Here is a 24,611-nt window from a genome sequence, read left to right as displayed (position 1 = left end):
GTTTTAAGCTGAGACCAAAAATCTAAAGACTGCGTCGTCTTTATCTATTAAATCTTTGGCTTGCATACCGTTACACATGGTTCCTCATGTTGCTGTTTATTTTCAGACGGCTTCCGTTCTGACGTATCTAAAACATACTGTGTTAAATATTACTACCATCCGTATTTTTTTGTCTGCTCTATCCTTCCAACGTTCATTTTCTGTAAGTATAACTAACATGAATTGCCATTCTTTGATTCATTACGGTCTTTGAAAAGTCCAGATTTTATGATGCGCCTGCCAATTTCGTTTCTTATAGGTATTCAATTAAGTATAAATTCCCTTATGCGTTAACCAGCAAAGTACGGGGATCGTTCATAATCTGGATAGTGTTGTCTGAATGACAACGCGAATTTGCATTACTGTACCGTCATATAATTAATCCATTTCTCTCTTACAGACCATGTCTTTACCGGGACACTGTGTTGAACTGTCGTTTTTGGGGCTTTGTCGGCGTCACATTTCTGGTTTTTTAACGCATGAAATCTACTCCGTTATCGAACTCCCGGTGATTTTTTTTATGCCATCATACCTCTATTCCATGAGGAGATCGGTGAATGACTCGATTAACGTTACTGCCTTCAAAGATGTTAGTGCTGATGTCTTTGTTTATAACTGGCGTCCATGCAAATGAAGACCAGACCCTTATCAAAGACACCCCATTTGTGTCAGGACAAGCCTTTAAGAAAGGTTTTTTCTGGTATGACGACCCAGCCCGGAAAACTGAGGAAGAAATTAATGAGACTACGCCTCCTGTTGCATCTTCGTCCCAGCCAGTACAAGAAGAAAAGATTGATCTTAATTCAAAGTGGCTAAAGGACAATATGCCCCGGCTTTTGACTCAGGCAATGGATAATCCGACCCCTGAAAACTTATCGAGGTTTTATACAGCGCAACGTTTAATGTTGGATATCGGTACGCGATTTTCGGATAAGTCGAAAGATTATTTTCTTAAAAATCCAATGATGTCTGAAAAACGAAGACAGCCGGTTGAGAAGGTTGCCTTGGATGCACATCGTACGGTTGTGGAAAAAAACCAGCAGACGGTAATGAAAGATATTTTCACAAGATCCGGGCTCTTTTTCTTTTTCCAGAGTACCTGTGAGTTCTGCCACGAAGAAAGTCAAATCCTCCAGTTTATGCAGAATTACTATTCGGTCGACATTCTCCCTGTCAGCATGGATGGCAGACCATTACAAAATGGGTTGTTCCAGGATTTCTCTGTCCCTAATGCGCAGATTATTGATCAATTCAAAATCCGCGAAGTGCCAACTATTTTCCTTGTGTCGAAAGACGGGTCATCAGCGCAACGAATTAGCGAAGGTATGATCACTGCTGAGGAGCTCAAGAATACTATTATTCTGGCTGCAAAGGGCATGAACCTGATTGATGATGCCTCATTCCAATCCACGTTAGATATTAAGCGCCAATATACCATTGGTGAGGATGGCGTAATTACAGTGAATAAATCAGAAATGGAATCTGACCCGTTCTTATTGCAACGAATAATGGACCAGAAGTTGGAAGGGTACGATATGCCTACAGCGGACCCTGTGAACTACTTGAATGTTGGTGGCAGTTTAGGAGGCCCATATGCGCGCTAACCTCCATGTTTGTGCAAAAAAGTTACTTTTGTCGTTAGCCGTTTGCACGGCGATGATTGCACCAAATGCCGGTGCCGATAACGCCATGCGTAATATTTTTAATGGAATGATGACGACAACCAGCCCGGCCAGTTTTGAAACGGCCACCCGTACCGGTGTGGTTGGCGGCTCTTTTTCCTACCGCACAACAAACGTGAATACCAATTTAGTTTCAATGTCTTTCCCCAAAGCTTCCGTCGGCTGTAACGGCATCGATGTTTTCCTCGGTTCATTCAGTATGATTAACGGAGATCAGTTGGTGCAGGTTGCTCGCGGTATCGCGCAGGGGGCCGCGATTTATGCATTTAATGTCGCGGTATCGGCAATCTGTGCTGACTGTGCTGCGACTATTAATGATATCCAGAACAAATTGCAGGCGTTGAACAAATTTGCCAAAGATTCCTGCAACGCTACTTACTCGTTTCTTTCTGAAAATGTTGGACCACCCAGCCAGTATGCGAATGCGGTCAGTTCCGGCCCAGCTTCAATGCTTGGTACTCTTAATGGATTGTTGCCTGATTTCGGTTCATCAATGACCAAGTCGCCAGAAACTGTGACCTCCCAGGTAAAAGCAAAAGACCCTGAAGAGTTTGCTGAAAAATTCAGTGGAAACCTTTTCTATATGTCATTTATGGACATCGATAAAGGTTCTATGAATATCGGTGGCGTGACTGAATTATCTGGCTACAAACTCGCAGAGCAGCTGATGTCGCTTGTCGGCACTGTGATTATCAACTGGGATGCTAAAGGTGAAAAAGCGGGGATGGAAGTTCGTCCATCGACGATGACGGTATCGGATTTCATCATGGGTCCTCCGGCTGGTGGCTCCATAAAAATGCTCAAATGTTCGCCTGTACCCGATCCTGCTTCAGCGAGAAAGTCGCAATGCCTGGTTATGTCTGAAGTGATGGATGGTGGTTTCAAAGGACTGAAGGATACGATTTCAGACCTCCTAATTCAGGTTCAAACAAAGGCAATCAGCGATGTCAGGATCTCTGATGATGAATTACGCATTATTTCTTATATCGGCATCCCAACAATTCTTGATTCTCTTCAGACTTTTGATGTCCCTGAAGGCTATGCCTATATCCAGGATATCAGTGCAATAGCGGCCACCAGCCTTGTCATTAACATGCTTCGGCAAGTTGAAGCAAAGATCAGCGCTATGAATATCCCCAGTGAATCACTTTCCGGACGGCGGCAGGACCTGACTCGGTTATCTGAAAACCTTAGCAATCAGGTAAAAGCAGCTTACGAGCTCACCCGTAGCCAGGTAGGTAACAGCTCTGATGTCATTTCAGCATGGGATGATCGCCGATTAAAGAGGAAGGCGTTCATGGAAAGTCTTCGTGGCACAGGTAACTGAGGTCTGATATGGATTACAACATCTATACAGTAGGTGATATCGAGTTCGTGTGGTCCGCCCTTAACGGGATTGCCCTGATTTTCTCACAATATACCGGTGTAAAAGCATTTCTCACCACGGCAGCGGTGCTGGCTGGAGCCAGCCTGTTTTATAAAACATGGCTTTGGCTGTTGAACCCGACAAAAGCAGAGGTGCCGATATTTTCATGGATTCTTGGGCTGATTCTTTTTTCGATGGCAATAGTACGCGTGGATGTGACTATTGAATCGGTTAAGTCTGGTGAAGTGAGAAATGTCGATGGTATTCCTGTTTTTATCGCGGCGATGGGAACTGTAACCACTAACCTTAGCCAGGGCCTACTCAAAGACTATAAAACGGCGTTTGATCCGCTGGCGCCGATCGACTTTGCCGCAACCACGCTTGATGATGACATTACTCTTGGCCCGATGATTCGCTTCGTTAAATTCTTACAATGGGGCGGGGACAGCCAGGGGTATTGTTCAGCGTTCCCCGAACCAGTTAGCGGATTAGGTGCGATGAACGTGTGTGCGACAGTGCAATCACTGGCCTATAACTGCCTCAAGGGAACACAAAACTCAAGCGCGAAAATCGCTGGGAAAGAAACCATTTTTAACGATATTTTCTCTTCAAATGTCGCGGAAAGCATGGAACGCATTAATCAGGCGATGAAAGGTTCGCTGAAGAACGCATCTGCTAACATCGTGGGTGTGAATAGTTCAAAGTCAGCGACTTGTGAAGAGGTCTGGTCGACCGTTAAACAGGTAACGAGCACCCCGGAGGCTCGACAGACGATTGCTTTGATTGGGCAAACAAACGGTATTCTTACCCCAGAAGAGGCGGGCGGTGCCGCATCCGGATCGAGCTTCACGGATGTAATGGCGTCGGCGAACGGCATGTATGGCAAGGCGATTGGCGCTTATGACGCGACGCTTTCTTTATTCATCATGAATGAGCTACGTAATGGTGCCAGTAAATACAAAACCCCACTTGGTCTGGCCTCGGATATGCAACTGTTTGAGGCATCATTAAAACGTACGAATACCATGGCATCTCAGGGGCAGCTCTGGCTGCAATTATCTGGTGCGGCAATTGCGTTTCTTGAAATGTTTGCGTACATGGTTGCTCCGTTTGCATTGCTCATGCTGCTTGCACTCGGCGGAAACGGTGTTGCCGCAGCGGCAAAATATCTTCAGTTGATTCTCTTCGTTAATATGTGGCCGATTACTGCGGTGATGGTCAATGCCTACGTGAAGAAGGTGGCAACAGCGGATCTTGATACATGGAGCACACTGAATAGTCAGAGTAACGCGGTGACTTGGATGGGCTTACCAGGGCTTGCCGAAACATATAGTTCTTACTTATCAGTTGCATCAGCGCTCTATGCTCTTATCCCAGTCCTGACGCTGTTCCTGATGACGCAATCCATTCATCCAATGATGAATGCGATGAAAGGAGTTACGCCACCCGCACCTGTGGACTCCAGCCACCTCACGCCGAAAGTGTGGGATGCGCCAAATAGCGGAAAATCATCATTTGGGGATGTTAATCGTACAGCACTGACAAGCACCGGGCAGGGGTTCAGCGGTGGCGGGGCCATGGACTCCAGTAACTTCCGACTCGGTACGTGGAATGCAGGTTCAAGTATCGCGTCAAGCCAGGGACAAGGGGCGGCAATGACCTCATCAGTCATGAGTGCAGCAAGTAATTCATTCCAGCAGGCCTACAATCAGATGAGTGAAGTTGGTCGTTCGGGGCAATCGGGCCAGCAATTTTCCTCGAATCTGCAAAACTTGAAATCATATACAGACCAGGCCGGTGCAAACGTCGCTAATAGCGTAGGGGCGAAGCACGGAATTAATTCGCAGCAATTAGCTGGTGTGGTGTCAAACCTTCTCCTCAATGGAAGTTTGGGACTTGGTGGCGAGGAAAAACTTGGAAAAGGGGGGGCTGGGGGCATAGGTCAGAAAGTGATGGATTCACTAGGTCTGAAAGCATCGGGTACCGTTGGTTCAGGGATCTCAAAATCGAATTCAGGCAGTGATAGCCTCTTAACTGATTTGAATAAAGCTATTACGACTCAATTGTCAGAAAACTCAGGACTTTCTGAACAAATGAGTAAAGCGGCTTCTCAGGTAAACAGTGATCAGTTTGCACAGACCAATGCATTCAAAGAAGCTGCATCAAAAATGAACCAGGCAACACAGACAATGGCCGAAAATCTGTCGACGTCACTTTCAACGAACGCCAGCGCTAATACCGGCATGACACTCGACTCAAGACAGTCTGTCAACCTAGACAGATTCTCCGATTCTATTCGTAATAAAAACTTCAGCGATGATGATGTGCGTAATTTTGCACGGAAAAATGGTCTTGATGAGAATGCGTTTATGGATAAATTCAATTCTTACAATGACACATTTAAGGCCAGCACTCAGTTGGGATCACAACTCCAGCGAACTGATGCGCTGGTGGCAACGACACGCGACTTTAGTGAGCAAAAAATTGCGATTGATACTGCCAGGGGTGAAACGGCTGAGAGCAATAAGCAGGATCTGCGTGAGACCTCCAGCCTGCTTAAAGGGCTGGTTGCTGACTTCGGCGGTAACGCTCAACAGATGCTGCCAATTACCAATCAACTTGACCGAATCACTGGTGATGCATCGGGTATTAATACCATTGCACAGGCGCAGGAGCGCACACCAGACCATGTAGATACCTCCGGCGTAATGAGTGCCGATCGTGTTGCTGACGTAGGGCAAGGTCTGGATGCTCAGGCGAAAGCTGGATTGGCACAGAACCAGCAGAATGCTAATCAACATATTGGCGGACAAACCGAATCAGGTGTTACGCCGTACAATGTGGGCTCGGTCAGTAAAGAAGATATTCAGGGCATTCATAAAGGTAATGTAGCTAACTCCTATAGCGAAGAAAACCAAAGTGTTCTCTCGTCGTTGGATAAGAATACCCCTGTAGTGACTAATGAGACCGTGGGAAGAATTCAGGGGGCTGGGCAGGACGTTAAGAACGCCAACCAAACTTTCGACCAGCTTCAAACTGGTATAGGCGGCAAGCATGCTACTTCAGGCATGGGTAATACCAGCGAAAAACTGAATTCTATGTACGGAGATAGCCAGATACGCGGGATATCAAACAACCTCCCGAATTATTTTGACAGGGTTGCAAATGACCCAACCAAAAAGCCGGATGACAAACGGGCGGAGCTGGCCGCACAAGCCGTGTTTACCTATGGGGCCAGTACAATGGCAACCGGCGCTGAGAAAGAACAACTGAAAGCGGATACTCAAAGCCTCCTCACCGAGCTGGGTCACTACAACGTTAGCTGGGGGATGAATGATCTCCAGAGTATCCATGAAGGTTTCAACATGCACAACAAGGCTTCAGGCTCTCTTGATTCAGCAATAAGGGCGAATCTTGGTGAAGGCGGCTCTGGCGGCGGGATCGTCGGCCAACGAACCCAAACCACGATTGATACCCTTGCTGGTAATAAAATTGAGTCCAATACAGAACGTAGTGTGATTGGCAGTACGCTTTTATCGGGCCAGGAGAGTGTTGCCAGAGGGCTTGACGTTATCGGAGCAAAACCCGTAAACGACATGCTCTCAGGTATTGGGGTCCTGACTACGCCCGCATCTTTGGCAAACGATGCAACGAATCCGGTAAATATGCCGAGTTCGTTATTGGGCAAGGTTGGCAACCACCTGCAAATGTCAGATGGTCTGAGCGCGGTGACCAGCCGTTATAAGGATATGGGAAGTGATGGGATCAAGACGTATGAGAGTGCATCACAAAACTCAGAGCGTGCGATTCGTCAGCAACTGACCGATGATCCACGCTTCGGGTCGGATAAAGCAGATGCGTTCGTTAACTTTATGAAGTCAGACCTTAACAATACAAACGAACCGTATCAGTCGAGAATAGAGAGAGCTGAAAACTGGCTGAATGATAATAAGAAGTAGGAGTGAATACTGACTGATAAAAGCCGTGCTCTTTTTGGGCACGGCTTTTTTATGCCTGCATCCGGGGAAAATAACTATTCACGGCAGTGCTATTCAAGGTAAACCACGAATCTGAGAAAAGTACACCGGCTAACTGAGCATTGGATAAGGTTTGTTCAGTTTTAAAACAATGGTCAAACAGGATACTATCTTAATCACGATTCAAATTCTCTTTCCAAATCCAGTTCACTCGCCACCCTAAGAAACGTGAATGCTTACTGGCCTAAATTAAAGTTGAGGAAAAAGTTACTTTTCTGATCGACTGATGCAGTGTTTTTGGTAGATGGCGAATCATGGTTTTTTTTGACGGAGTGTGTGGAAAAGTTACTTTTTTAATAAAAACGGGCCATCAGTAGGTTATATCTGGCTATCAGATCCGTTATGTCCTTTTCTTTAACCCCCGTGTAATAATCCGTACGGATCAGGTGCGGATATTCTGGCGGAAACAGGGTCGTATCGTCATCAAGGCAGATAAAGGCTTTTACCTGGTGCCTGGCCACGAATTCTTCACATTCAGCTGCACGTACCCCTATTCCCCCCGAGGGTAGACACAGGGATGGGGTTGCGCCAATTACCCGGTCTCTGTACGGCGAGCGGAAAAGTGACTTTAGGTAGGTAATACTCCCGCATTCTCTCCATGAACTTGATATAACGATGAACATTGAAGGACTTGCATCAAGTAACTTCTCAATCAAATACATCCGTTCGAAAGATTCATTCTGACATTTGTGGATTACACCATCAAAATCCAGGAAAAGAACAATATGGATTAATGGCAGAGGTCCCCATAAGCCAGCTGTTGATTCATCCTGAGGCAAGATCCCGTCCAAGTCTTTATTTCTAAGCTTCTGTGGAGAACAGCGTATCTTGCACAGGAATTCGTATATTGATTGGAGCATACCTAACCTCTTTCACGGGACAGTTTCACTCGCTCAGTGATGAATTGTTCACAGCCACGTAAAACAACTAAACAATAAATTGGAGAGTAGGGGGGTAATTTACTCCGGAACATTTTTTACAATATGTCCGTTGTACTGGGTCTTTGGTTGCGTCCACTGATATAACTCGTCCATGCCATTCCGGCCCTGAATCCGGCGATTGTATTTGACCATGAAGTTAAAGATATACCTCGCCCGGACCTTAGGGGTTTTGCTGTTGTAATCGGCAATCCCTTCAAATACATTACCATTTCGGTCTACAATTTTCCGGTAAAGCCACCAGGTACCTACCCAGAAACTGGCACAGGCGTCATAGGCCAATACCCGCCAGGTAACAGACGGAAAGTGGCCACGTATTTCCGGCAGATTGGACGAATTGATCTGCATAGGTCCAATATCATAAGTGCCATTTTTATTCCGGCTGAACGTTCCCACTTTTCCGCCTTCATTATCAAAAAGCGTAAAGACCAATTCTGCATCAATCCCGAAAAAGCGGGAGGCATCGGTAATGCACTGTGTGTAGACTTCAACAGGAACGGGAATAGGTTTCACATCATCTGCTGGTGGTATAAACACGAGATAATCTCCACTGGAATTACATACTGGATATTCTCCCACATCGCGGGCTAAAAATTTTTACTATAGGGAGGGAATTTTGTCCCTTAAGCGAATTTGGAGGATTTTTTCGCATGATAGTATTAATGCTCCATTAAAGGAGCTGAAATGAATAAGACTATCAAGGCATCATTCTTATTACTGGCATCTTGTACGGCCTTTAGCATGAATGCCCAGACAGTGAAAACTGACGTGCTTCCTGATGCAGCACTGAAGAAATTAAAAGAAGTTGGGCTGTCCATTGAGCATATTGAACCATCCCCAGTAAAAGATATTTATACCGTGATTTCAAGAGAAGGCGTGAGTTACGTCAGCAAAGATGGTGATTACATTTTTACCGGGAGCTTGTTTCATGTTAACGGCAAAGATGTGGAGAATACAACGGAACAGGCGATACTGAAAGGCGTCAGGGAGTTTGCTGCTAAAACAAAATCCATAGAATATAAGTCGGCGAATGAAAAATATCGCCTGGCGGTGTTTACTGATATAACCTGCGGGTATTGCCAGAAACTACATCATGATCTTCAATCCTATCTCGATGCCGGGATCTCAATAAAATTCCTCGCTTTTCCGCGTGCAGGCCTGAACTCCGTGGTCGCGGGGAATATGGCAAAAATCTGGTGTGCGGCCAAACCTAATGATGCGCTGGATGCTGCAATGAGCTCGATATCAATCATTCCGGAAGGACGGCCTGACGCGGCCTGCCTCGATATTATCAAATCGCATTTCCAGGTTGCTTCAACTATTCCGCTTCAGGGTACGCCAACCATGGTAACGCTGTCGGGTAAACCTCAGTTGTTCACCGGCTGGTTGAGCCCGGAAAATCTGGTGACCCGCATGGGCACCGCACAAAAGTGACTTTTCACGACTGCAAGAGGTGATTATGAAATCTGTAATACTGACAACGTTAATGCTCGTGGCGGTTGGCACTCAACCCGTCTTTGCGGCCCAATGCCAGTTCGGGTCCTGCAACGCAGACATTGAGGCCAGCAGTGAACTGCTGGTCTCTGCGGCTCAGACGGATAAAGACGCGGTTTTAAAAAAACTTAATGACGCATCATCCCCCAGCGACGCCATGTCTAAGCGGGTTGAATCGTATCTGAATAATGACAGGCTAAAGGTGAACACCGACAGTACCCGGAAAGGTCCGGGCAATGGAATCGTGAAGCCGACGGATGAGCTAGCGCCGGTAAGGCAGCTGAAAGCCATTCGCCCCGAGCTTGTACAAAACCCCATCACCCAGCCATTGGTTGCCTTTTATGAACGTATGGCCTGAGAGCGCCGTATATCCGCGATTTGGGGGTTAGAAAATGTCGCTCTGGCTCAGCATTGTCACCCGGGCAACGGGATTACCGGATAAGCGGTATTTAAATGATCCGGTGATCTTCCGTTATTACCAACAAAAGATCCAAAAGGCTCCTTTTGCCCTGGTCGGATGGACTCTCTGTTTCCTGGCAACCATCGGTGTGTCGCTGGGACTGGAGCTCTCCAACCAAATATTACTTCTCGTTCTGCTGATTCTGTTTTTACTAATGGTGGTTCTCCAGAGTCGGTACCAGTTCATGCATCCGGAGAGATGCATCAGTGCTCGATTTTACCAGGAGGTGCTGGACGATGCGTCAGTGTCAGATATTCAGAAAGCGCAGTTTGAGTATTTGTTCGTGTCCAAAGTGGATGCAATGACGATCGGTGATCTTTACCGGCTCTATGATTTCAACAGAGGAGGCCGGTAAAGGTGCGGCATGCAGGTGAGAAAAGTCACTTTGCGGTTGGGCGTTGCGGTGCTGGTCATTAGTTCCAGGGAACCGATGCGACATAGTTTCCGGAGCGTAGCGGGGCATCCAGTTTCCCGGCCAGAGCGTCGATCATTGCGGAATACGCAATGCTGTCCGATGGGATTGGCGCATTGCTCTGCATACTGACTTTAAGAACCTGTTGTGCCCCTTTCCCCGCAGGGTAGACTTCCACATCAAGGCGGCGCCAGAAATGCCTCTGTGATATCGTCTCTGACCCCACGATCCCGCTGACGGGTTTATAGTCATAGTCCGTCTGAGTCTGCCCGTGTTTATCTTTTTTCGTTGTCTTCTTCTCGACGACATATCCGGTTATGCCCGTCACCAGCTGTTCACTGTATTGCATATTTTCCTGGGTCTTACTGTAACTGAATCTGAGAATATAGTCGGGCAGATGGTTGGAAATATTAAACCCTATCCCCGTTAATCCACTCGCAAACCGGGCTGCAAACATGCGCGATTGTATACTGTCATCAGGCGCTACAATTTCAAATTTCTTGTTGCCTACCGGGCGTGACATTAAATCGTAAGCATCAACATCATTCCCGAAATGATAGCTGCACCCACATAAGAACGTTGTGGCGGTCAGTAAGAATAAATGCCGTAACATTCTAATTCCTCCAAAAAGGGTTCTTTAACGAATAATTCCGATGTGCTGTGACAGTATAATCGAACACAGGTTGATAACTAACAAGTTGAATTCGTAAAGGTGGCTATGACTAAATTAAATTATTTAAAACCCGTAGCGTCTGTTTTAATTTCTGTGTTGATTGCGACGGCTGGCTCTGTGTATATCACGTCGAAATATTTTAAAACTGAGCTCCCCAGTAACGATGAAGTAGGAAAGGTAGCGGCTACCTATCTGGTAAAAAATCCTCAGTATCTGCTTGAAGCGGGTAAGGCTCTTGAAAACCAAAATACCAACGCCTCCCTTGAGCGGATCATCCCTTACGCACCGGCTCTCTTCGAGACCAAAGAGACTCCCAACATTGGACCGGATAATGCGGCCGTCGCCGTCATCGAGTTTTTCGACTACCAGTGCCATTTCTGTATGAAGGTAGCGCCGGTCGTTGAATCCGTGTTGAGCCAGAGCAGCGATGTTAAATTCTTCTTTAAAGAATTTCCAATCTTCGCTGGTTCGAAACCCGTTTCTGCGATGGGGGCGGCGACAGGCCTGCATGTGTACCAGGCATTTGGCGCTGAAGCGTATCGTAAGTACCACAACAACCTGATGACCAGCGCGTATGTATTCTTCAACAACCAGCGAGGGTTTACGCTCAGTGATTTAGACATGGTGGTGAATAAATCCGGGTTCAACAGCTCATTCAGCGATCGAGAAAAAAGTCGCTATGAGAATGTCATTTCCGGAAATATGCAACTGGGGGAAGCTCTCGGGATCAGCGGAACGCCAGGGTTCATTATCATGAACATGCAAAAACCCGATGCTGCAACGACATCATTCATCCCGGGGGCTGTCGACGAAGCTACCCTGAAATACGCAATCCAGAAGGCCCGTGGTGGTTAAAGTAGCTTTTCATGCCAGAACTGACCATGCCGGGTAACACTGGCATGGATGTCAGGCTTTTACGACAAGTAGCTCATTCCAGCGAGTGGTATACCGTGGCGACATTGACAGTATGGTCTGCTACCCCCTGAAATCCTGCTGAATCCCTTCCCCAAGCAGGAACAGAGAGCTACGCAGCTCTTTGTTAAACCGATCCATCGCCTTCATAAGCGCTTCACAGCCTCGTTTGGCGGGCCGCTCATCGAATTAGTCGCGATGAGTGGCTCAATGCCGTAACAGCTAAAATCTGGTAAGAGATATTTGTTAGTTTTCTACTAATTGAACGACTACCAGCCTGCCACCTTCCTCTTTTGACAAAACAAATTGAGCGTTATTCTTCAGTTCTATTTTTTCCCCAACCATAATCTGCCGCTTATCCGGTAATGACATTAGTCCTGATATGCCTTCATTTACCAACCACCATTGATCGTTATGGTAAACAAAATAACCAACCCGTTTCCTTTGTGCATCCGTTGTACGTTCATTTGGCGCGATAAGACGATTCACATGCCACGCATAGATAGACTGCCCGCTCCAGACCATCAACCGGTGATCGTCAGGACGATAGCTGCCTTCTTTACGAGAAGAATAAAAATTAAGCACTGGCAACTTACCTTTATACGGCGTACCGCAGTAAGGACAGACCGGCTTTGTCTTACCCGAGAAAACGTACCACTTCTGTTCACATTTCGTGTTTTGGCAGGGCTGTATCAGGTCAACGGTCTTAACCAAGGCACTTTCCCACTCATCGGCGGTAGGGCGTTTTGTGGCATCATGTAAGCCATCGATGAAGGCTCGATCAAACAATGACGTCAGGTAGGGACCCATGATGGTGTAAGGAATTTTACCCGGGTCAGCCCAGGGAAGTGAAAAGGAGGATAACTGACTGATTTTGACTGCATTACTTTTGTCTGTCGGATGTTCAATGAAGAGCGCTTTCTCACCCATTGATAAGGTTTCATCACGCACTTCATCCGACATGTCATGTATTTTTCCGCCACGTAGCGGATGACGGAAAAACAGGTACATGTAGATAAGCACCGACAGTGCATGGCGGTCAGTAGTAATGCTTGGCAGTACGCGGTTCGGATCTTCTTTGGAAAGATGGCTGGTTTTCACCACCTCCGGAGCGATAAAATCCGGAGTGCCCACCACATCGGGAGGATACTTTCCAGGAACGACTAGGCCGTCTACGTCAATGATGCAGGCATGGCCCATTTCTGGATCAATCAGCACGTTTTTATAGCTGAGATCGCTGTGACAGAGGCCAGCTGCATGCATCCTTCTGACGGCTCTTGTCAGCAGCAGACAGACTTTGAGATAGGTAAGCGTATTGCCTCGTTCACGCGGATCGAGGAATTTATTCTGGTTGCTGGCGCTGGCAAACCATTTGCCTTCTTTCTCCCGGCCTTTAATATCCAGAAAATCATCGTTTTTGGAACCATATTTAAAGAAAAAATGGTTCTGGTAGGTTGGAACCACGATACCGATTTTATTCCCATGCTCAACAACGTGGGTCGGCCAACAAAACAGATCCTTCCAGTATTCGCCACCGGATTGTCCAAAAATGTTTTGCCTGTAGCGGCCGGTGATCATATCAATACGATCCCGGGCCTGCTCATTCTGCGGTTTTTGATAAAAAGCGACGACGTAAGATTTATCAGGCGAAAAGTAAACATCCTTCATCGAGCCTGAACCAATCACCTCGTCAACATACTGGACTGTTTCGCCGTTCTTTGTTTTACACGTAACGATATTTGCCATATTGATCACCGAAAAAGCGTATCCCTTACCACAACACCGCAATAGTGCGGTCATCATGGTTCCCAGTGGAGAAAAAGTTTAACCAGTCGCCTAACCCCTCAGACGCAATACTGGCGTCTGCGAGGATAGGGGAGATCTCATTAATGAGACGGGTCCATTTTTCGTCACTGCGAAGCCCGTTATCAGTCTCAAACAGAGGGTCTGATACGCCGTCGGTCATAAGGATCAAGTGAGATACGTCATTCCATTTGCCCACGCTGATGCGACCAGTAAATGATGGGTCTGCGATAATGCTCTGGTCAAGGAAGCGGGTTTGTCCTGCGTATTCTCCGCTATCGGGATTTCCAAGTATCCTGACTTTACCTGAAGGACTGTATGCACCTATCGCACCATCGCCAAGCCAGAAAGCAGCTGCAAACAGCTCGTTTTCAGTTCGCAGTGCTACAGTTGCAAGAAGGGTTGTTGAATAGGATTTCACAGGTTGTTCTGCACAAATGGCTTCGTTCTGGATGCTGTTGACCGCGAGCGTAGCTGCCTGTTTAAAATGATGAAGCATGGCGTTTATGGTTGCCTGCTGATCGCTCCCTTCCCAAGTCGTGATATGCTCTTTTAAACGGACGCCTTTCACTCCACTGAGCTGATTGAAAAGGTAATCGCCAGCCGTCATGACTGCAATTCGCGATCCCTCTCTGGAATTTACTGCACTACCGGCCCCGTCTGCGACCAGCATGACAGACCATCCTGTTTCCTGGCAGTGGTTGATATAGAAGTCATCATCTCTGAAGCTCCCGGCATGCTCATGAGAGCGGCCCCGGCGACTGGCGGCAGCAATACATATGTTATCTCTGACCAGGCCAGCAGAGTCCAGATGGGCCTTAGGGTAGGGAGCGTCTGCTGGTGGTTCTATTACCTTCCACAGGCTTCTCGGATCCGGGTTTACTACAAAAAGTAACTTTGTTTCGCATTCGTCGTGCGAAGTGTATGACCACAGTACTGAAAGCTCAATATCGCCAATTTCAGTGGGTATGCCAGTGAGCAACCCTTGTTCTTTTTTATACGACAAGCCAATGTCCCGGGGAAAGACAACGTCTCTTATCGTCGCCCGTCCACCCTCATCCAGTATGATGGCAACCGGCGAAGAGAAACGTTCGCCTGCGCGGGCGTTGGGTATGGTTATTCTCGCTGTCGGGGGCATTACACATTGCACTGCTGACCCGGTCCGATGCTGGCTTTCCGGTACCTGCCCAGGTTTTAGTATCGGAGACGGCTGGTTTTCAGTTTCATTTTTTCCTGGTTTCTGAAGTTCGTAAAAAGGCATCAATTTCCACAATGTAGGGCTGGTTTCGTTGACTGTGGCTGTTTGCGTCTCTTTTTTGTCAATAGCGTGGTTTCCCTGCATATCCTCATCAGTCCCGACCGGCTGTTGCTTTTCGGCAAGGCCTGGAGCAGGCGGGAGGGCAGTCACTGATTCGTTCTCACCTTCGTTAACCAGTGCAGAGGTACCTTTTGCAAGGTTCTCAATCCGCTTTATAAGCTGCATAACCTCGGCAGACAGGGCAGGATCCTGGGATGGAAGGGAAAGCCGCTCACCTTCTGCGGTGTGGCTGAGCTCAGACAGAACTAAGCGGATAATCTTTTCTTCAAGTGACGTATTTTGCGACATCAACCTCTCCCTCTGTTTACGTCGAAGTTAGTGTTTCCGCCATCATTGCTGAATGAAAGACCTTTTTCACACCATGGGCAGATCACGTCATCGGGGCCATCAATGCAGAGCAACTTCCCGCATGAGCACATGGCAAACGCACTGGCATTACCACAGTGGGGGCAACCCGGTACACCATGCAGTTCGCTTGTGTTTACCTGCAAATCGGTAGCGGTGGCATCTGACCACGCAAAATAGTCCTCATCAATGGGATAGCATCCGGCAATATTAAAGTTGTTCAGGTTCAGGTTGAAATCGAGCCCGGAAACCCTTGCTGGTGGCCGTTCATATTTCATCAGGTACGGTCGACGAGTCTTGCTGCAACGCCCGGTGAGCGTAACGCAGTTTTCGTCGTACGCTTTTACATACTCGTCTTTGGACAGGCGAACTATGTATTCAGTCTGGCTGAGCTCCGGTTGTTTTTCGTCCCCGACACTGCGGCTGTGAGCAGTAACCGAGGCCGTGATCCATTTGATGAAGCGGGTAAAGTCGCCTTCCTGTGACTCTGTGAATAGCATGACATTTTCTGTCAGCTGCCGCAGGATATTCAGGTCCGCTGACGGTCCCAGGCCAACGGCAATGAGATTCACCTTACTCGCGTAGTTATTTTTCCAGCGTTTCACTTCTAAGGTTGTGTCGTCAGTCGGACGTCCGTCGGTAAGGAGATACACTACGGGTTTCCAGTCGCCTTTAGTCTCATGAGTGGTTTTTCTTACCTGAGTATCAATTTGCACGGTCAACTCACGCAATGCAGCCCCAAGGCTCGTGCCGCCGCCAACGGGAAGGCGGGGAGGGTAGAACGAGGCAATTTCGTGCAGAGGTACAATCGTGCGGGCTATTCCGGCAAATGCGATTACCGAGACCCAGGCCGTTTCCAGTGCGTGTGGATCTTTTCTTAAATCTCCGACGATCATTTGCAGACCATCAGTCATTTTTTTCAGGTTTTCACCGATCATGGACTCTGAACAGTCCAGAACAAAAAAAACGGGAAGGCGTCTCATAATATCCCTCGTACGGCTGGTAACAGTCAGCAGAAAACGGTTCTGTAAAGGAAGGCGTTTGCCGGGTAAAGCAGCACCTTCCTGTCTGTCAGAGCACCAGCTGTATTTCTGGTGGAGGAGGTGGGAGGGTATCTGTTCCGGCATTGATCCCCGCGCTTGTGCTACCGGAAGAAACGCTGGCCGAAACCCATTTAAAGAAACCTGCAAAAGCGGTTGAGTCGAGAGTCTCCAGAGACACAACCTTATCAGTGAGCTGTTTTAAATGCTCGTGGCCTGCTTTAGGACCTACCGCACAGGCAATGATGGAGCCAAATCCCCGGCCACGAATAGCTTTTACCGCTTCACCGTACGCCATGGCATCAGAAGGCGTACCATCAGTCATCAGGAATACCAGGGGACGCCAGTCTCCTTTTGTATCACCATCTGAGCGACGCACATCCCGGTCTACACACTGCATCAGACATTCAAGGGCAGCGCCGGTGAACGTCCCGCCAGCGCTTGGCACAACGATGTCAGAAAACTGGAAGTCTTCCAGCGGCGTGAGAGGAATAAACTCACGCGCCTCATTGTCATAGGTGATAATGGAGACATGGACACTTTCGAGGGCGTATGGATCCTGGCGGAGTGCGTTTAGCATCGCCTGAATTCCAACGTTAACGGAATGGATGGACTCACCGCGCATTGAACCGGAGGTGTCGATAACAAGGTAAACAGGCAGGCGACGCATCAGATGTAATTCCTCAGGTGTGAGACAAACGAATCTGATTCTGAAGGCTCACCAATTGCCTTGAGTTTCCAGCCTGTAGGTTCGCGTATCAGCTCGGCAAAGACCATGGAGCGCTGGCTGGCAAAGGCGGGTCCGCCAGAAAGATCGAATCGTGCCATTTCAATATTACGGGCATCTACTGCCCGGATGAAGGCATTCTGAACTTTACCAAAGTGCTGCTGGAGCTTTTCACCATTGTAGATCTGAACGATGAACACAATTTTCTCGTACTGAGCGTCAAGGGAATTCAGGCGCACAATAATTTGCTCATCGTCACCGTCACCGGCTCCGGTTCGGTTATCGCCTGTCAGCCAGATATTGCCTGACTTATGGCGAAGGCTGTTGAAAAAGATGATATCGCCATTCACAAGCGTTGGTTTACCATTTTCCACATTGCCGAGATCGGTCACCTTTCCGGCTGAATTACACAGGAAAGCGATCACATCAAGGTCGTATTCTTCTTCTTTTTTACCAAAGATCCCGCCGAGGAAACCTTTCTTTTCCTCATTAATATCCCAACCCAGGCCGATAGTAACGGACGAGAGATCGTATTCATTTTTTTTCAGGCTTACGCCCTGGCCTTTGCTCAGACTGACAGACATGACATCCCCTTAATTAATAAAATTATAAGACCACATTTACTTCTGGCGGCGGCGGTGGCAGGTCTTCAAGACCGATCACTTCTTTTTTGCTGGACTCCACTTTCTGACTGCCTACCGAAATGCTCGCACTGACCCATTTAAAGAAAGCTTTAATCGTCGAACTGTCAGCTGTATCGAGCTGAACCACGATTTCAGTGATTTCTTTGAGGACGCTGGTATCGGCATCATGCCCGGCTGCACATGCCACAACAACGCCGGTTCTGGCGGCTTTAAAGTCATTCAGGCCTTTACGCCAGTCATCATTCGGACTTCCATCCGTCATCAGGAATACTAGGGGACGCCAGTCACCTTTAGTGTCAGCCGTCGTTTTCTGTACTTCTTTGGCAATGGAGCTGGCCGTCAGGGTAAGCGCTTCGCCAAGAGACGTGGTGCCGCTGGCTGTTAGTGCTGGCATCTGGAAACTCAGGAGGTCTGTCAGGGGGACTGCCTGTCGGGCTGAAGAATCAAAGGTGATCACTGACACGTAAGCCGTTTCGAGTGCATACGGATCCTGTTTCAGCGTGGTAAGCAGCGTCTGAACGCCATTCTTAACCGCTTCGATAGGCTCTCCGTGCATAGAGCCGGACGTGTCGAGTAGCAGATATACGGGTAAGCGTCTCAAATGTAATTCCTTCTTAAGAGATCGGAAGAGGAGAGTAGTTTCAGGAAGAGGCCAGAGTTTGTAGATTTGATAAAACGGCACGACATCTGTCGGGTGGAGATTAAATACTCAGAAGCGGCATTAAAGAAATAAGTTAACCACCATTGAATTACCGACATGTGAATGGCCTCTTATCAGAGAAAAAAATTCAGACCGTACTGGAATATAAGATTTCTGAAAAAAACTCCGGCAAAAATAAACTTTCTTATGTATGAAAATCATCATACATCACAGATCTGCATGAATGGAGTGTAAATCGCCCAAAGATTGATGTGTAGCACAAGAGGATGTCAAGACACCAGGTTTTGTAGGCAGAAAGGCGCTGCTGACATTGCGGGAGGAGAATAGATCAAAACTCCGTCACGCAGATACAGAGGTGAAATATGACAAAACCGGGGTTTTCACCCCGGTCTGAGATTTAGCGTCAGGACTTTTTAGCGCTGTATTCTTTTATCAGTTCATCAACGGAGTGCAGAGCCAGCTTCTCTACCGCTTCACTTCGGGTCGAGCCACTCAGCGCAGCCAGACGGTCAATTTTTCTTAAAATCCGCATGCGTAGCGATAATGACACGGCTGTTTTTTTATCCTTATCGAGTACGACCTTCCCTGTGGACTCACCGGTTTTCAGTTCAGCATTCTGTGCGAGCGCTTCATTCATCCGGCGAAGGGTCTTTTTATCCAGCTGGCCCGGATTAACGAGATGGTATGAATGACCTGCCTTGCTGTATTTGATCTCCGCAGAATATGACTCGCGTAGCTCTTTGAGTGCCCGGGTTAATGTCGGCTCTGAGCATTCCAGACTGGTTATAATGTCGGCAGCGGAAACGGGCTTGCCGGTGCCCAGTAAGTTGGCAAGCTTAAAAATCCGGGCCTGTCTGGTATTTAATTGCATCGTAAGATTTAGCCTGCTTAAAGGGTTAGTGGTTCAATAGGCTGAAAAATGAAGGTACTGCTCATCTTTCGAATAACCGGTTGATCGCCTAACGCTTCAACCGGATCAATGTGTTCTAAGCCTGCAAAATTTACTGACGACATCTGGCTGCGACTGCATTTGCAGGACAGGATATACTCATCCTCCAGATAGCCGGTCCGCTTACTGACCCGTTGCGTAAAGCCTGACACAATCACGTTGTCGAACGGTAGCGTATGTAAAACGATACCGACCAGGCGGAACAAGCAGCCATGGACGTGGCGGGCATAGTTTTCGCGTACGGCTTTTTGCGTCATGGCTTTTTCCGTCAGCTCCGTGCCCCGGGCATTAACGCCGTAAATCTTATCAGGGAAATCTTCAATCTCAGCTAAATCAACATCCAGCAGGACTGCTGATAGCTCCGGCTTTACTTCAAATGCAACAAGCGTTTCACGCGGCCATTCAGTTTCTGCCAGCACACCCGCCAGGTATGATTCGAAAAACGCGGCGTCTGTCCGGAACTGCTGCCGGGCATCTGCCTGAGCCGTGGCGAGCCGTTTTTCATGTTCTTCAGCCTCAAACTTCCAGTTTGCATACTGTTCGGCCCAGGCCGTCCGTTGTTGCTGGTACCGGTGCTGTCGAAGGGTATTCTCACGCTCCACATCAATCAGCTCCTGCTGCCACCGGCGAAGATTTTCGGCGTGGCGCTCAGCTTTAGCTGATTCCGATTCAAACCATTTACCCAGAAAACTAATGCCTTCGCTCTCGGCAGGCTTTTCCGGCAATGCAAGATAGTCTGGCTTTTCTGGACGCACCGGTGCCGGAACCTGAAAAGGCGACGTTCTGTTATGCAGGTATACTGCTTCCAGCTCTGCCCAGCTGATGCCTGTTTTAGGATCCGGCGTCAGCTCGTGAATATTACGGATTGCGGTCACCGCTGACATGAGATCAGCGGCTTCCTGCTCAAGCGCCTGTCTGAGCCCCGGGTCGGTAGCCGTCCGGTTCCCACCTCCGGAACGCGCGGCCCGGTCAAGCCGGGTACGGTAACTCAGCCCGGTACCGGGCAAGCCCAGATTGGCATAGGTCCCCCGGCTTCCAAAAGAAACGGAAGCACCTCTCGGCCCGACACTCAGGCTCGGTGCACCGTTACTCAGGTTGAGGCGAACACCAGGAATAATGTTGATCGACTTTCTGAACCTGAACCCCATTATGATTTCCTTAATGATGCTGGGTCACGGTAAGTAATCTGATTCCATCAGCGCTTTGCTCGTTCTGTAACCCATAAAAACGAGCTCTGTCCAGAATGCCAGCCGCCCAGCGGCGATGTGTGGCGGGTTCACACATTGCTCCCTGCGACTTAAACACGGCCTGGGTAGAGTTCAGGATCCGCAGAGCGTCAGAATGCTCACCCTGAGTGACCATCAGCGCGTTTTGAATGACCTCTATCTGACCCGGGTGAATGGCCGTTTTCCCAACAAGCCCATGTGCCATATCAAGAGCCAGCTCTCTGGCCATTACGGCATGATCGTCAATATGCTCACATACGGGCGCGGTCAGGGCAAAATCACGCGGGCCGAAGACCGAAACGAGCATTTTGATGACGTAGCCCATCGGGCTGTCATACAGCGTCAGGTCCCGGGGACGGCGAAGCGACACAACGTTCATAAGATCGTTGCCGCCGATTCGAAGCGCAATAATGCGGTCGTGGCAGGGATGTTCCACCAGACGGGTGGCCAGCTCCCGCATCTGAGCCACGTCAAAGACGTCTTCTGTTTCCAGCGTTGGCATCATGCACAGGTGAGTCCCGCCCATGATATCCCACCATTCAGCTAACGAACTGAGGGTAAATTTCGGCAACACAAACCCGTCGACAGCGGAAAGATCATAATGCGCTTTTAACCATCTGCCCATGTCGGCATGCCGGGGGCGAATGAACACCAGAGGCCAGTCATTTTTACCCAGGCTACGCATGCTGTTACTGAGCTCGTGCAGCAGGTGCTCCAGATTTATGAGGGCGATGGGGATGTCTGCTTCACTGACAGCATCCTCAAGGCAAATTACCAGAGAGCGCAAACCCGGGATTTTCCCATGCAGGACGGCATCAGCAATATCTTCCCGTGTTGCAGGCATGTATAGCGTGGCTCCCAGATTCCAGGGAGAAAGACGATTTTTCATCAGAGTACCTTCTTGATAATGGTTACAGCCCGATACTGGCCGAGGGTTCCCCCCATTTCTGTAACAACTATTCCCTTTTCACGAGCAAGCCCTACAAGCAAGGCAACGTCCGGGTCGTCAATAGAACGCACAAATATATGGTCCGGTACCCGACGCAATACAGCCCGGGTTGCTTCAGCAATACCGGGTTTAATACGATTGACGCTGTCCACTTTAAATTCATCGGCCAGGAACGCGATAACGTCGCGACTTGTCTGCCATAAGATCCGGGCTGACTCCGTATTCCAGCTCAGGGGAGCGAGGGATGTCGGTGTTAACTTCTTACGGAAATGAGCGACGGTATCGACAAGCATCCGGCTGCATTCGAATTCACTGAGATGCTCGCAAACCATGCACCCATGTAATCCTTCAGAGGACCATACTGACCGGGAGATCAGGCCTGATACCGGCGCACCCATGATGCCAAAAGGAATGAGCCAGTCATCATCACTGGCAGCAAGCCAGGAGCAGCCACAGGGATCCGCCAGGACAACCAGTCGCGGCTGCTCAGGATAGCCCGGGCGATCTTTCAGTGCGCGTACAAGCTCTCCGGTAATTGCACCTTTACCTGTCCATCCGTCAACAAACACAATACCGCTGGTACCGTGTCGCTCTTCAATGACGTCAAGTGCTGTACTGTCAATTCCGCGATCCCGGATGATACTGATGCCGTAATGCCATGAGGTTTTCCCCATATCACGCAGGGTCTGGTGCAGCATAACGCCGAGGGGCACACCTGCCCTGACAAGACTGGCCAGAACGATGGGCTCATCACCGAAGCGTTCGACCAGAGCAATAGCGAGCTGCGTGACTTCTTTTGCAAGCCGGTCTGCCCCCCGATCCAGCGCCCGGTGAAACAAATCAAGATGCCATTGTGTGGGTGCTGGCTCCTGGCTGAGCATGTCCGAATAATGTTTCTTTCCGGACTGAATCAGCTCTTCTTTTTGCTCAACCGGCGTCATCTCAATGACTACCGGCTTTAGCAGAAACTCCACGTCACCGGGCTGGTATGAGCCAGCGAATGTTTCATGTGGCTGCATTTTATTCTTCTCCAAAAATTCGCTGTGAAATGGCCTCTGCAAACTGACTCTGTCGCGGAATGCCAAACCAGCTGCACAGTTTCATAAAACGGTGATCGCTCAGGCTGTCACCCAGACCTATTACGGGGAAAACCCCGCGCTCAGCGCGAAGCTTTTCGAGCAGCCAACTGACAGCTCGCCCCTTCTCAACCGGCGTGGGGAGCCAGGCTACGTTATTACTGTTTCGATGGATGTAGAAACCTTCCGTTGAGAACACCTTTTCAATTTCATCAGCAATAGCAGTGAGCTCATCGAGGCGTGTGCTGTCCCGGTGTTTCATCACCATATAAACCGGAGTTTCATCATATTCATAGTTAAGCCTTGCCCAGGCCTTGATCCCCTTTGCGTCCATCATTTCAGTGATCAGACGTTGCATAGACTCTAACCTTTCCTGGTAGGGCGCTAACTGGTCGAGCATAAGGGCCTTCCATTCCTCGTCGGGCGTTCCCTCTGGCGTTAGAATGACGGCCCCATGCGTGGTGATTGCCCAGGAGCGGAAAGGGATCCTGACGCGGCTGATTTCTTCAGTTCCCCGAGCGGTAACAGGAATGAGTTCAGCCTGCTCAAGGAGCCAGTCCACCAGCATGGACTGTTCTTCTGTCATAAAACTTCGTGGATTCAGGGTGCGATCAACGGCACCGGTACGAAATGGCTCCAGGGCCAGCTCGTCTACCATTTTACGACGGGTCTGAAAGAGCGTGTCGTCAAGGTCGCTCAGAACAACGGGTTTATTCATAGGTAACAATCTCCACGACGGGCGCAACCTCAGCCAGCGCCTTAAGAAGCTGCGCGTCAATACTTTCTGCGGGTGTCTCAGTACACACAAGAATGCGGTCAAACTGCTGGTGGGCGACGTTATAGACAAAATTGGGGATGCCCAGCCCGTAGTTATCCGTAAAGGAAATGGCGGACTCAATGGCATAACCAACGGCGATAGGGGAGCGGGTGGTCGAACCGTAAAATGCCTTTGCCCCGGCAGCTTCGAGCCGTTCTGCAAGCAGGAACGGCTCCCAGACGAATTCCCCTGTCCCGAGAACCAGAACACGCTCCCCTTTGCGGACGGAAACCTCATGGCCGAGATCGGCCGCAGGTGCGAGCATCCCCAGTCGACCCCATGACTGTTTCCCCTGGATGTCCCATTCTCCGCGTGAAGTTACGTTGACTTTCGGCATGTCCGGGACCGGTGCATCTGGTAATGTGGTCCATCCCCACTGACCGCTTACAAGAGAAACAGAAGTGACGGGTAAGGTGCTGCGCTCGGACAAGGCTTTGCCACTCCAGTCGGTAAGCGTAACGGCGATAACCTGTTCAATATGTTGAAGCTTGCCGGTATTACGCAGGGCAGAAAGCAGGTTAATAAAGGTATTACCGGTGGTTGCCTCGTCATCAATCAAAACCAGCGTTCGCGCGTTGGTAACACGACGTCTTTTCTCTTCATCATCTGGCAGATAGATCAGATGATCAGTGGCGTGGCTGTGTTCTTCCTTGAACTCGCAAAGCAACGTGCCATCAACCGGGTGACGGGTAGAGGTCAGATATACAGATTCACGATGCTGGTGGCGCACTTCATCAAACACACCGGCCCCAAGCCCAACGGCGGTTTCAGCCATACCGATAAAGAGTACGGGCCCTGTCAGCGTTGCGGGGAACTGGCTGGCAAGCTGTCTATAGGCCTGCCGCATGACTGAGGGTGGCACGGGAATGTGTCTGCCGAGTACTTTGCTGACAAACAGAAAGGCGCGTTTCGGGTTACGTCTTTCAGCGATATCAAACAGGTCATCGAGCGAAACTTCACCCTGGTCGCGGGTTACCTGAATCGTACCGCATGAGAGGGTACGGCGATAAATCATATCTTCGAGGATGTCAGACATAAATACG

The 24,611-nt window shown here is 48.9% G+C and carries 23 protein-coding genes; 7 read left to right on the top strand and 16 right to left on the bottom strand.

What is annotated here, in order from left to right:
• Positions 1 to 596 precede the first annotated feature (596 nt).
• Genes HX778_RS00210 through HX778_RS00200 form a run of 3 tightly spaced genes read left to right on the top strand, consistent with a single transcriptional unit; the run spans position 597 to position 7,046 of the window.
• Entirely contained in the window at positions 597 to 1,643 is a 1,047-nt protein-coding gene (locus tag HX778_RS00210) for a thioredoxin family protein (RefSeq protein ID WP_015062999.1), read from the top strand.
• A complete protein-coding gene (trhH, locus tag HX778_RS00205; RefSeq protein ID WP_015062998.1) occupies positions 1,633 to 3,048 on the top strand; it encodes an IncHI-type conjugal transfer protein TrhH in 1,416 nt (471 codons plus the stop codon). Before HX778_RS00210 ends, trhH begins: the two co-directional genes overlap by 11 nt.
• 8 nt (positions 3,049 to 3,056) lie before the next feature.
• Positions 3,057 to 7,046: a conjugal transfer protein TraG N-terminal domain-containing protein gene (locus tag HX778_RS00200; RefSeq protein ID WP_015062997.1), complete on the top strand. Its 3,990-nt coding sequence runs from the start codon at positions 3,057 to 3,059 to the stop codon at positions 7,044 to 7,046.
• A 371-nt stretch (positions 7,047 to 7,417) separates the two neighbouring features.
• Here HX778_RS00200 and HX778_RS00195 read toward each other — a convergent pair whose 3' ends face one another.
• Both HX778_RS00195 and HX778_RS00190 read right to left on the bottom strand, forming a co-directional pair.
• On the bottom strand, positions 7,418 to 7,984 hold the full coding sequence (locus tag HX778_RS00195) for an HAD domain-containing protein (RefSeq protein ID WP_015062996.1): 567 nt from the start codon (positions 7,982 to 7,984) through the stop codon (positions 7,418 to 7,420).
• 99 nt (positions 7,985 to 8,083) lie between these two features.
• On the bottom strand, positions 8,084 to 8,599 hold the full coding sequence (locus tag HX778_RS00190) for a lytic transglycosylase domain-containing protein (protein ID WP_032610469.1): 516 nt from the start codon (positions 8,597 to 8,599) through the stop codon (positions 8,084 to 8,086).
• 147 nt (positions 8,600 to 8,746) lie between these two features.
• Between HX778_RS00190 and HX778_RS00185 the strand changes: the two genes are divergently transcribed.
• Genes HX778_RS00185 through HX778_RS00175 form a run of 3 tightly spaced genes read left to right on the top strand, consistent with a single transcriptional unit; the run spans position 8,747 to position 10,371 of the window.
• Entirely contained in the window at positions 8,747 to 9,496 is a 750-nt protein-coding gene (locus HX778_RS00185) for a thioredoxin fold domain-containing protein (RefSeq protein WP_040113318.1), read from the top strand.
• A 25-nt stretch (positions 9,497 to 9,521) separates the two neighbouring features.
• Entirely contained in the window at positions 9,522 to 9,914 is a 393-nt protein-coding gene (locus HX778_RS00180) for a hypothetical protein (RefSeq protein ID WP_032610466.1), read from the top strand.
• 34 nt (positions 9,915 to 9,948) lie between these two features.
• Positions 9,949 to 10,371 carry a hypothetical protein gene (locus HX778_RS00175; RefSeq protein WP_015062992.1) on the top strand — a complete coding sequence of 141 codons (423 nt, stop codon included), beginning with the start codon at positions 9,949 to 9,951 and terminating at the stop codon, positions 10,369 to 10,371.
• Between the two features lie 58 nt (positions 10,372 to 10,429).
• Here HX778_RS00175 and HX778_RS00170 read toward each other — a convergent pair whose 3' ends face one another.
• On the bottom strand, positions 10,430 to 11,041 hold the full coding sequence (locus HX778_RS00170) for a hypothetical protein (RefSeq protein ID WP_015062991.1): 612 nt from the start codon (positions 11,039 to 11,041) through the stop codon (positions 10,430 to 10,432).
• Positions 11,042 to 11,146: 105 nt separating this feature from the next.
• Between HX778_RS00170 and HX778_RS00165 the strand changes: the two genes are divergently transcribed.
• Positions 11,147 to 11,956, top strand: a complete 810-nt coding sequence (locus HX778_RS00165; RefSeq protein ID WP_015062990.1) for a DsbA family protein — start codon at positions 11,147 to 11,149, stop codon at positions 11,954 to 11,956.
• A gap of 51 nt (positions 11,957 to 12,007) precedes the next feature.
• Here HX778_RS00165 and HX778_RS25070 read toward each other — a convergent pair whose 3' ends face one another.
• The 13 genes from HX778_RS25070 to HX778_RS00100 all read right to left on the bottom strand — a co-directional run bounded on the left by HX778_RS25070 (position 12,008) and on the right by HX778_RS00100 (position 24,604).
• Positions 12,008 to 12,061 (bottom strand): DUF4113 domain-containing protein, encoded by a 54-nt coding sequence (locus HX778_RS25070; protein ID WP_223203177.1) that lies wholly within the window; start codon positions 12,059 to 12,061, stop codon positions 12,008 to 12,010.
• Positions 12,062 to 12,259: 198 nt separating this feature from the next.
• The gene (locus tag HX778_RS00155; RefSeq protein WP_032610464.1) at positions 12,260 to 13,759 is read right to left on the bottom strand and encodes a helix-hairpin-helix domain-containing protein; all 1,500 of its coding nucleotides are present in this window, start codon (positions 13,757 to 13,759) and stop codon (positions 12,260 to 12,262) included.
• Positions 13,760 to 13,784: 25 nt separating this feature from the next.
• Entirely contained in the window at positions 13,785 to 15,422 is a 1,638-nt protein-coding gene (locus HX778_RS00150; RefSeq protein WP_015062988.1) for a PP2C family serine/threonine-protein phosphatase, read from the bottom strand.
• The gene (locus tag HX778_RS00145; protein WP_015062987.1) at positions 15,422 to 16,462 is read right to left on the bottom strand and encodes a TerY-C metal binding domain-containing protein; all 1,041 of its coding nucleotides are present in this window, start codon (positions 16,460 to 16,462) and stop codon (positions 15,422 to 15,424) included. Before HX778_RS00145 ends, HX778_RS00150 begins: the two co-directional genes overlap by 1 nt.
• 88 nt (positions 16,463 to 16,550) lie before the next feature.
• The gene (locus HX778_RS00140; RefSeq protein ID WP_015062986.1) at positions 16,551 to 17,189 is read right to left on the bottom strand and encodes a VWA domain-containing protein; all 639 of its coding nucleotides are present in this window, start codon (positions 17,187 to 17,189) and stop codon (positions 16,551 to 16,553) included.
• Positions 17,189 to 17,830 (bottom strand): TerD family protein, encoded by a 642-nt coding sequence (locus HX778_RS00135; protein WP_032610462.1) that lies wholly within the window; start codon positions 17,828 to 17,830, stop codon positions 17,189 to 17,191. The genes HX778_RS00140 and HX778_RS00135 overlap by 1 nt, the downstream gene beginning before the upstream one ends.
• Positions 17,831 to 17,852: 22 nt before the next feature.
• A complete protein-coding gene (locus HX778_RS00130; protein ID WP_001388628.1) occupies positions 17,853 to 18,491 on the bottom strand; it encodes a VWA domain-containing protein in 639 nt (212 codons plus the stop codon).
• 463 nt (positions 18,492 to 18,954) lie between these two features.
• Positions 18,955 to 19,422, bottom strand: coding sequence for a tellurium resistance protein TerW (terW, locus tag HX778_RS00125; RefSeq protein ID WP_001176767.1), 468 nt, complete (start codon positions 19,420 to 19,422; stop codon positions 18,955 to 18,957).
• 17 nt (positions 19,423 to 19,439) lie between these two features.
• On the bottom strand, positions 19,440 to 20,648 hold the full coding sequence (locus tag HX778_RS00120; protein ID WP_000506888.1) for a DUF4236 domain-containing protein: 1,209 nt from the start codon (positions 20,646 to 20,648) through the stop codon (positions 19,440 to 19,442).
• A 10-nt stretch (positions 20,649 to 20,658) separates the two neighbouring features.
• A complete protein-coding gene (locus HX778_RS00115; RefSeq protein ID WP_032610458.1) occupies positions 20,659 to 21,615 on the bottom strand; it encodes an HpcH/HpaI aldolase/citrate lyase family protein in 957 nt (318 codons plus the stop codon).
• Positions 21,615 to 22,694, bottom strand: a complete 1,080-nt coding sequence (locus tag HX778_RS00110) for a cysteine protease StiP family protein (RefSeq protein ID WP_032610457.1) — start codon at positions 22,692 to 22,694, stop codon at positions 21,615 to 21,617. Before HX778_RS00110 ends, HX778_RS00115 begins: the two co-directional genes overlap by 1 nt.
• 1 nt (position 22,695) lies before the next feature.
• Positions 22,696 to 23,469, bottom strand: coding sequence for a hypothetical protein (locus HX778_RS00105; protein ID WP_032610456.1), 774 nt, complete (start codon positions 23,467 to 23,469; stop codon positions 22,696 to 22,698).
• The gene (locus tag HX778_RS00100) at positions 23,462 to 24,604 is read right to left on the bottom strand and encodes a phosphoribosyltransferase domain-containing protein (RefSeq protein WP_032610455.1); all 1,143 of its coding nucleotides are present in this window, start codon (positions 24,602 to 24,604) and stop codon (positions 23,462 to 23,464) included. The genes HX778_RS00105 and HX778_RS00100 overlap by 8 nt, the downstream gene beginning before the upstream one ends.
• Positions 24,605 to 24,611 lie beyond the last annotated feature (7 nt).

The organism is Cedecea sp. P7760 (assembly GCF_013386425.1).
In the GTDB taxonomy this organism is placed as follows: Bacteria; Pseudomonadota; Gammaproteobacteria; order Enterobacterales; family Enterobacteriaceae; genus Cedecea; species Cedecea selenatireducens.
The sequence above is the reverse complement of the archived record's forward strand: the minus strand, read 5'-3'. Positions and strand labels throughout refer to the sequence as shown.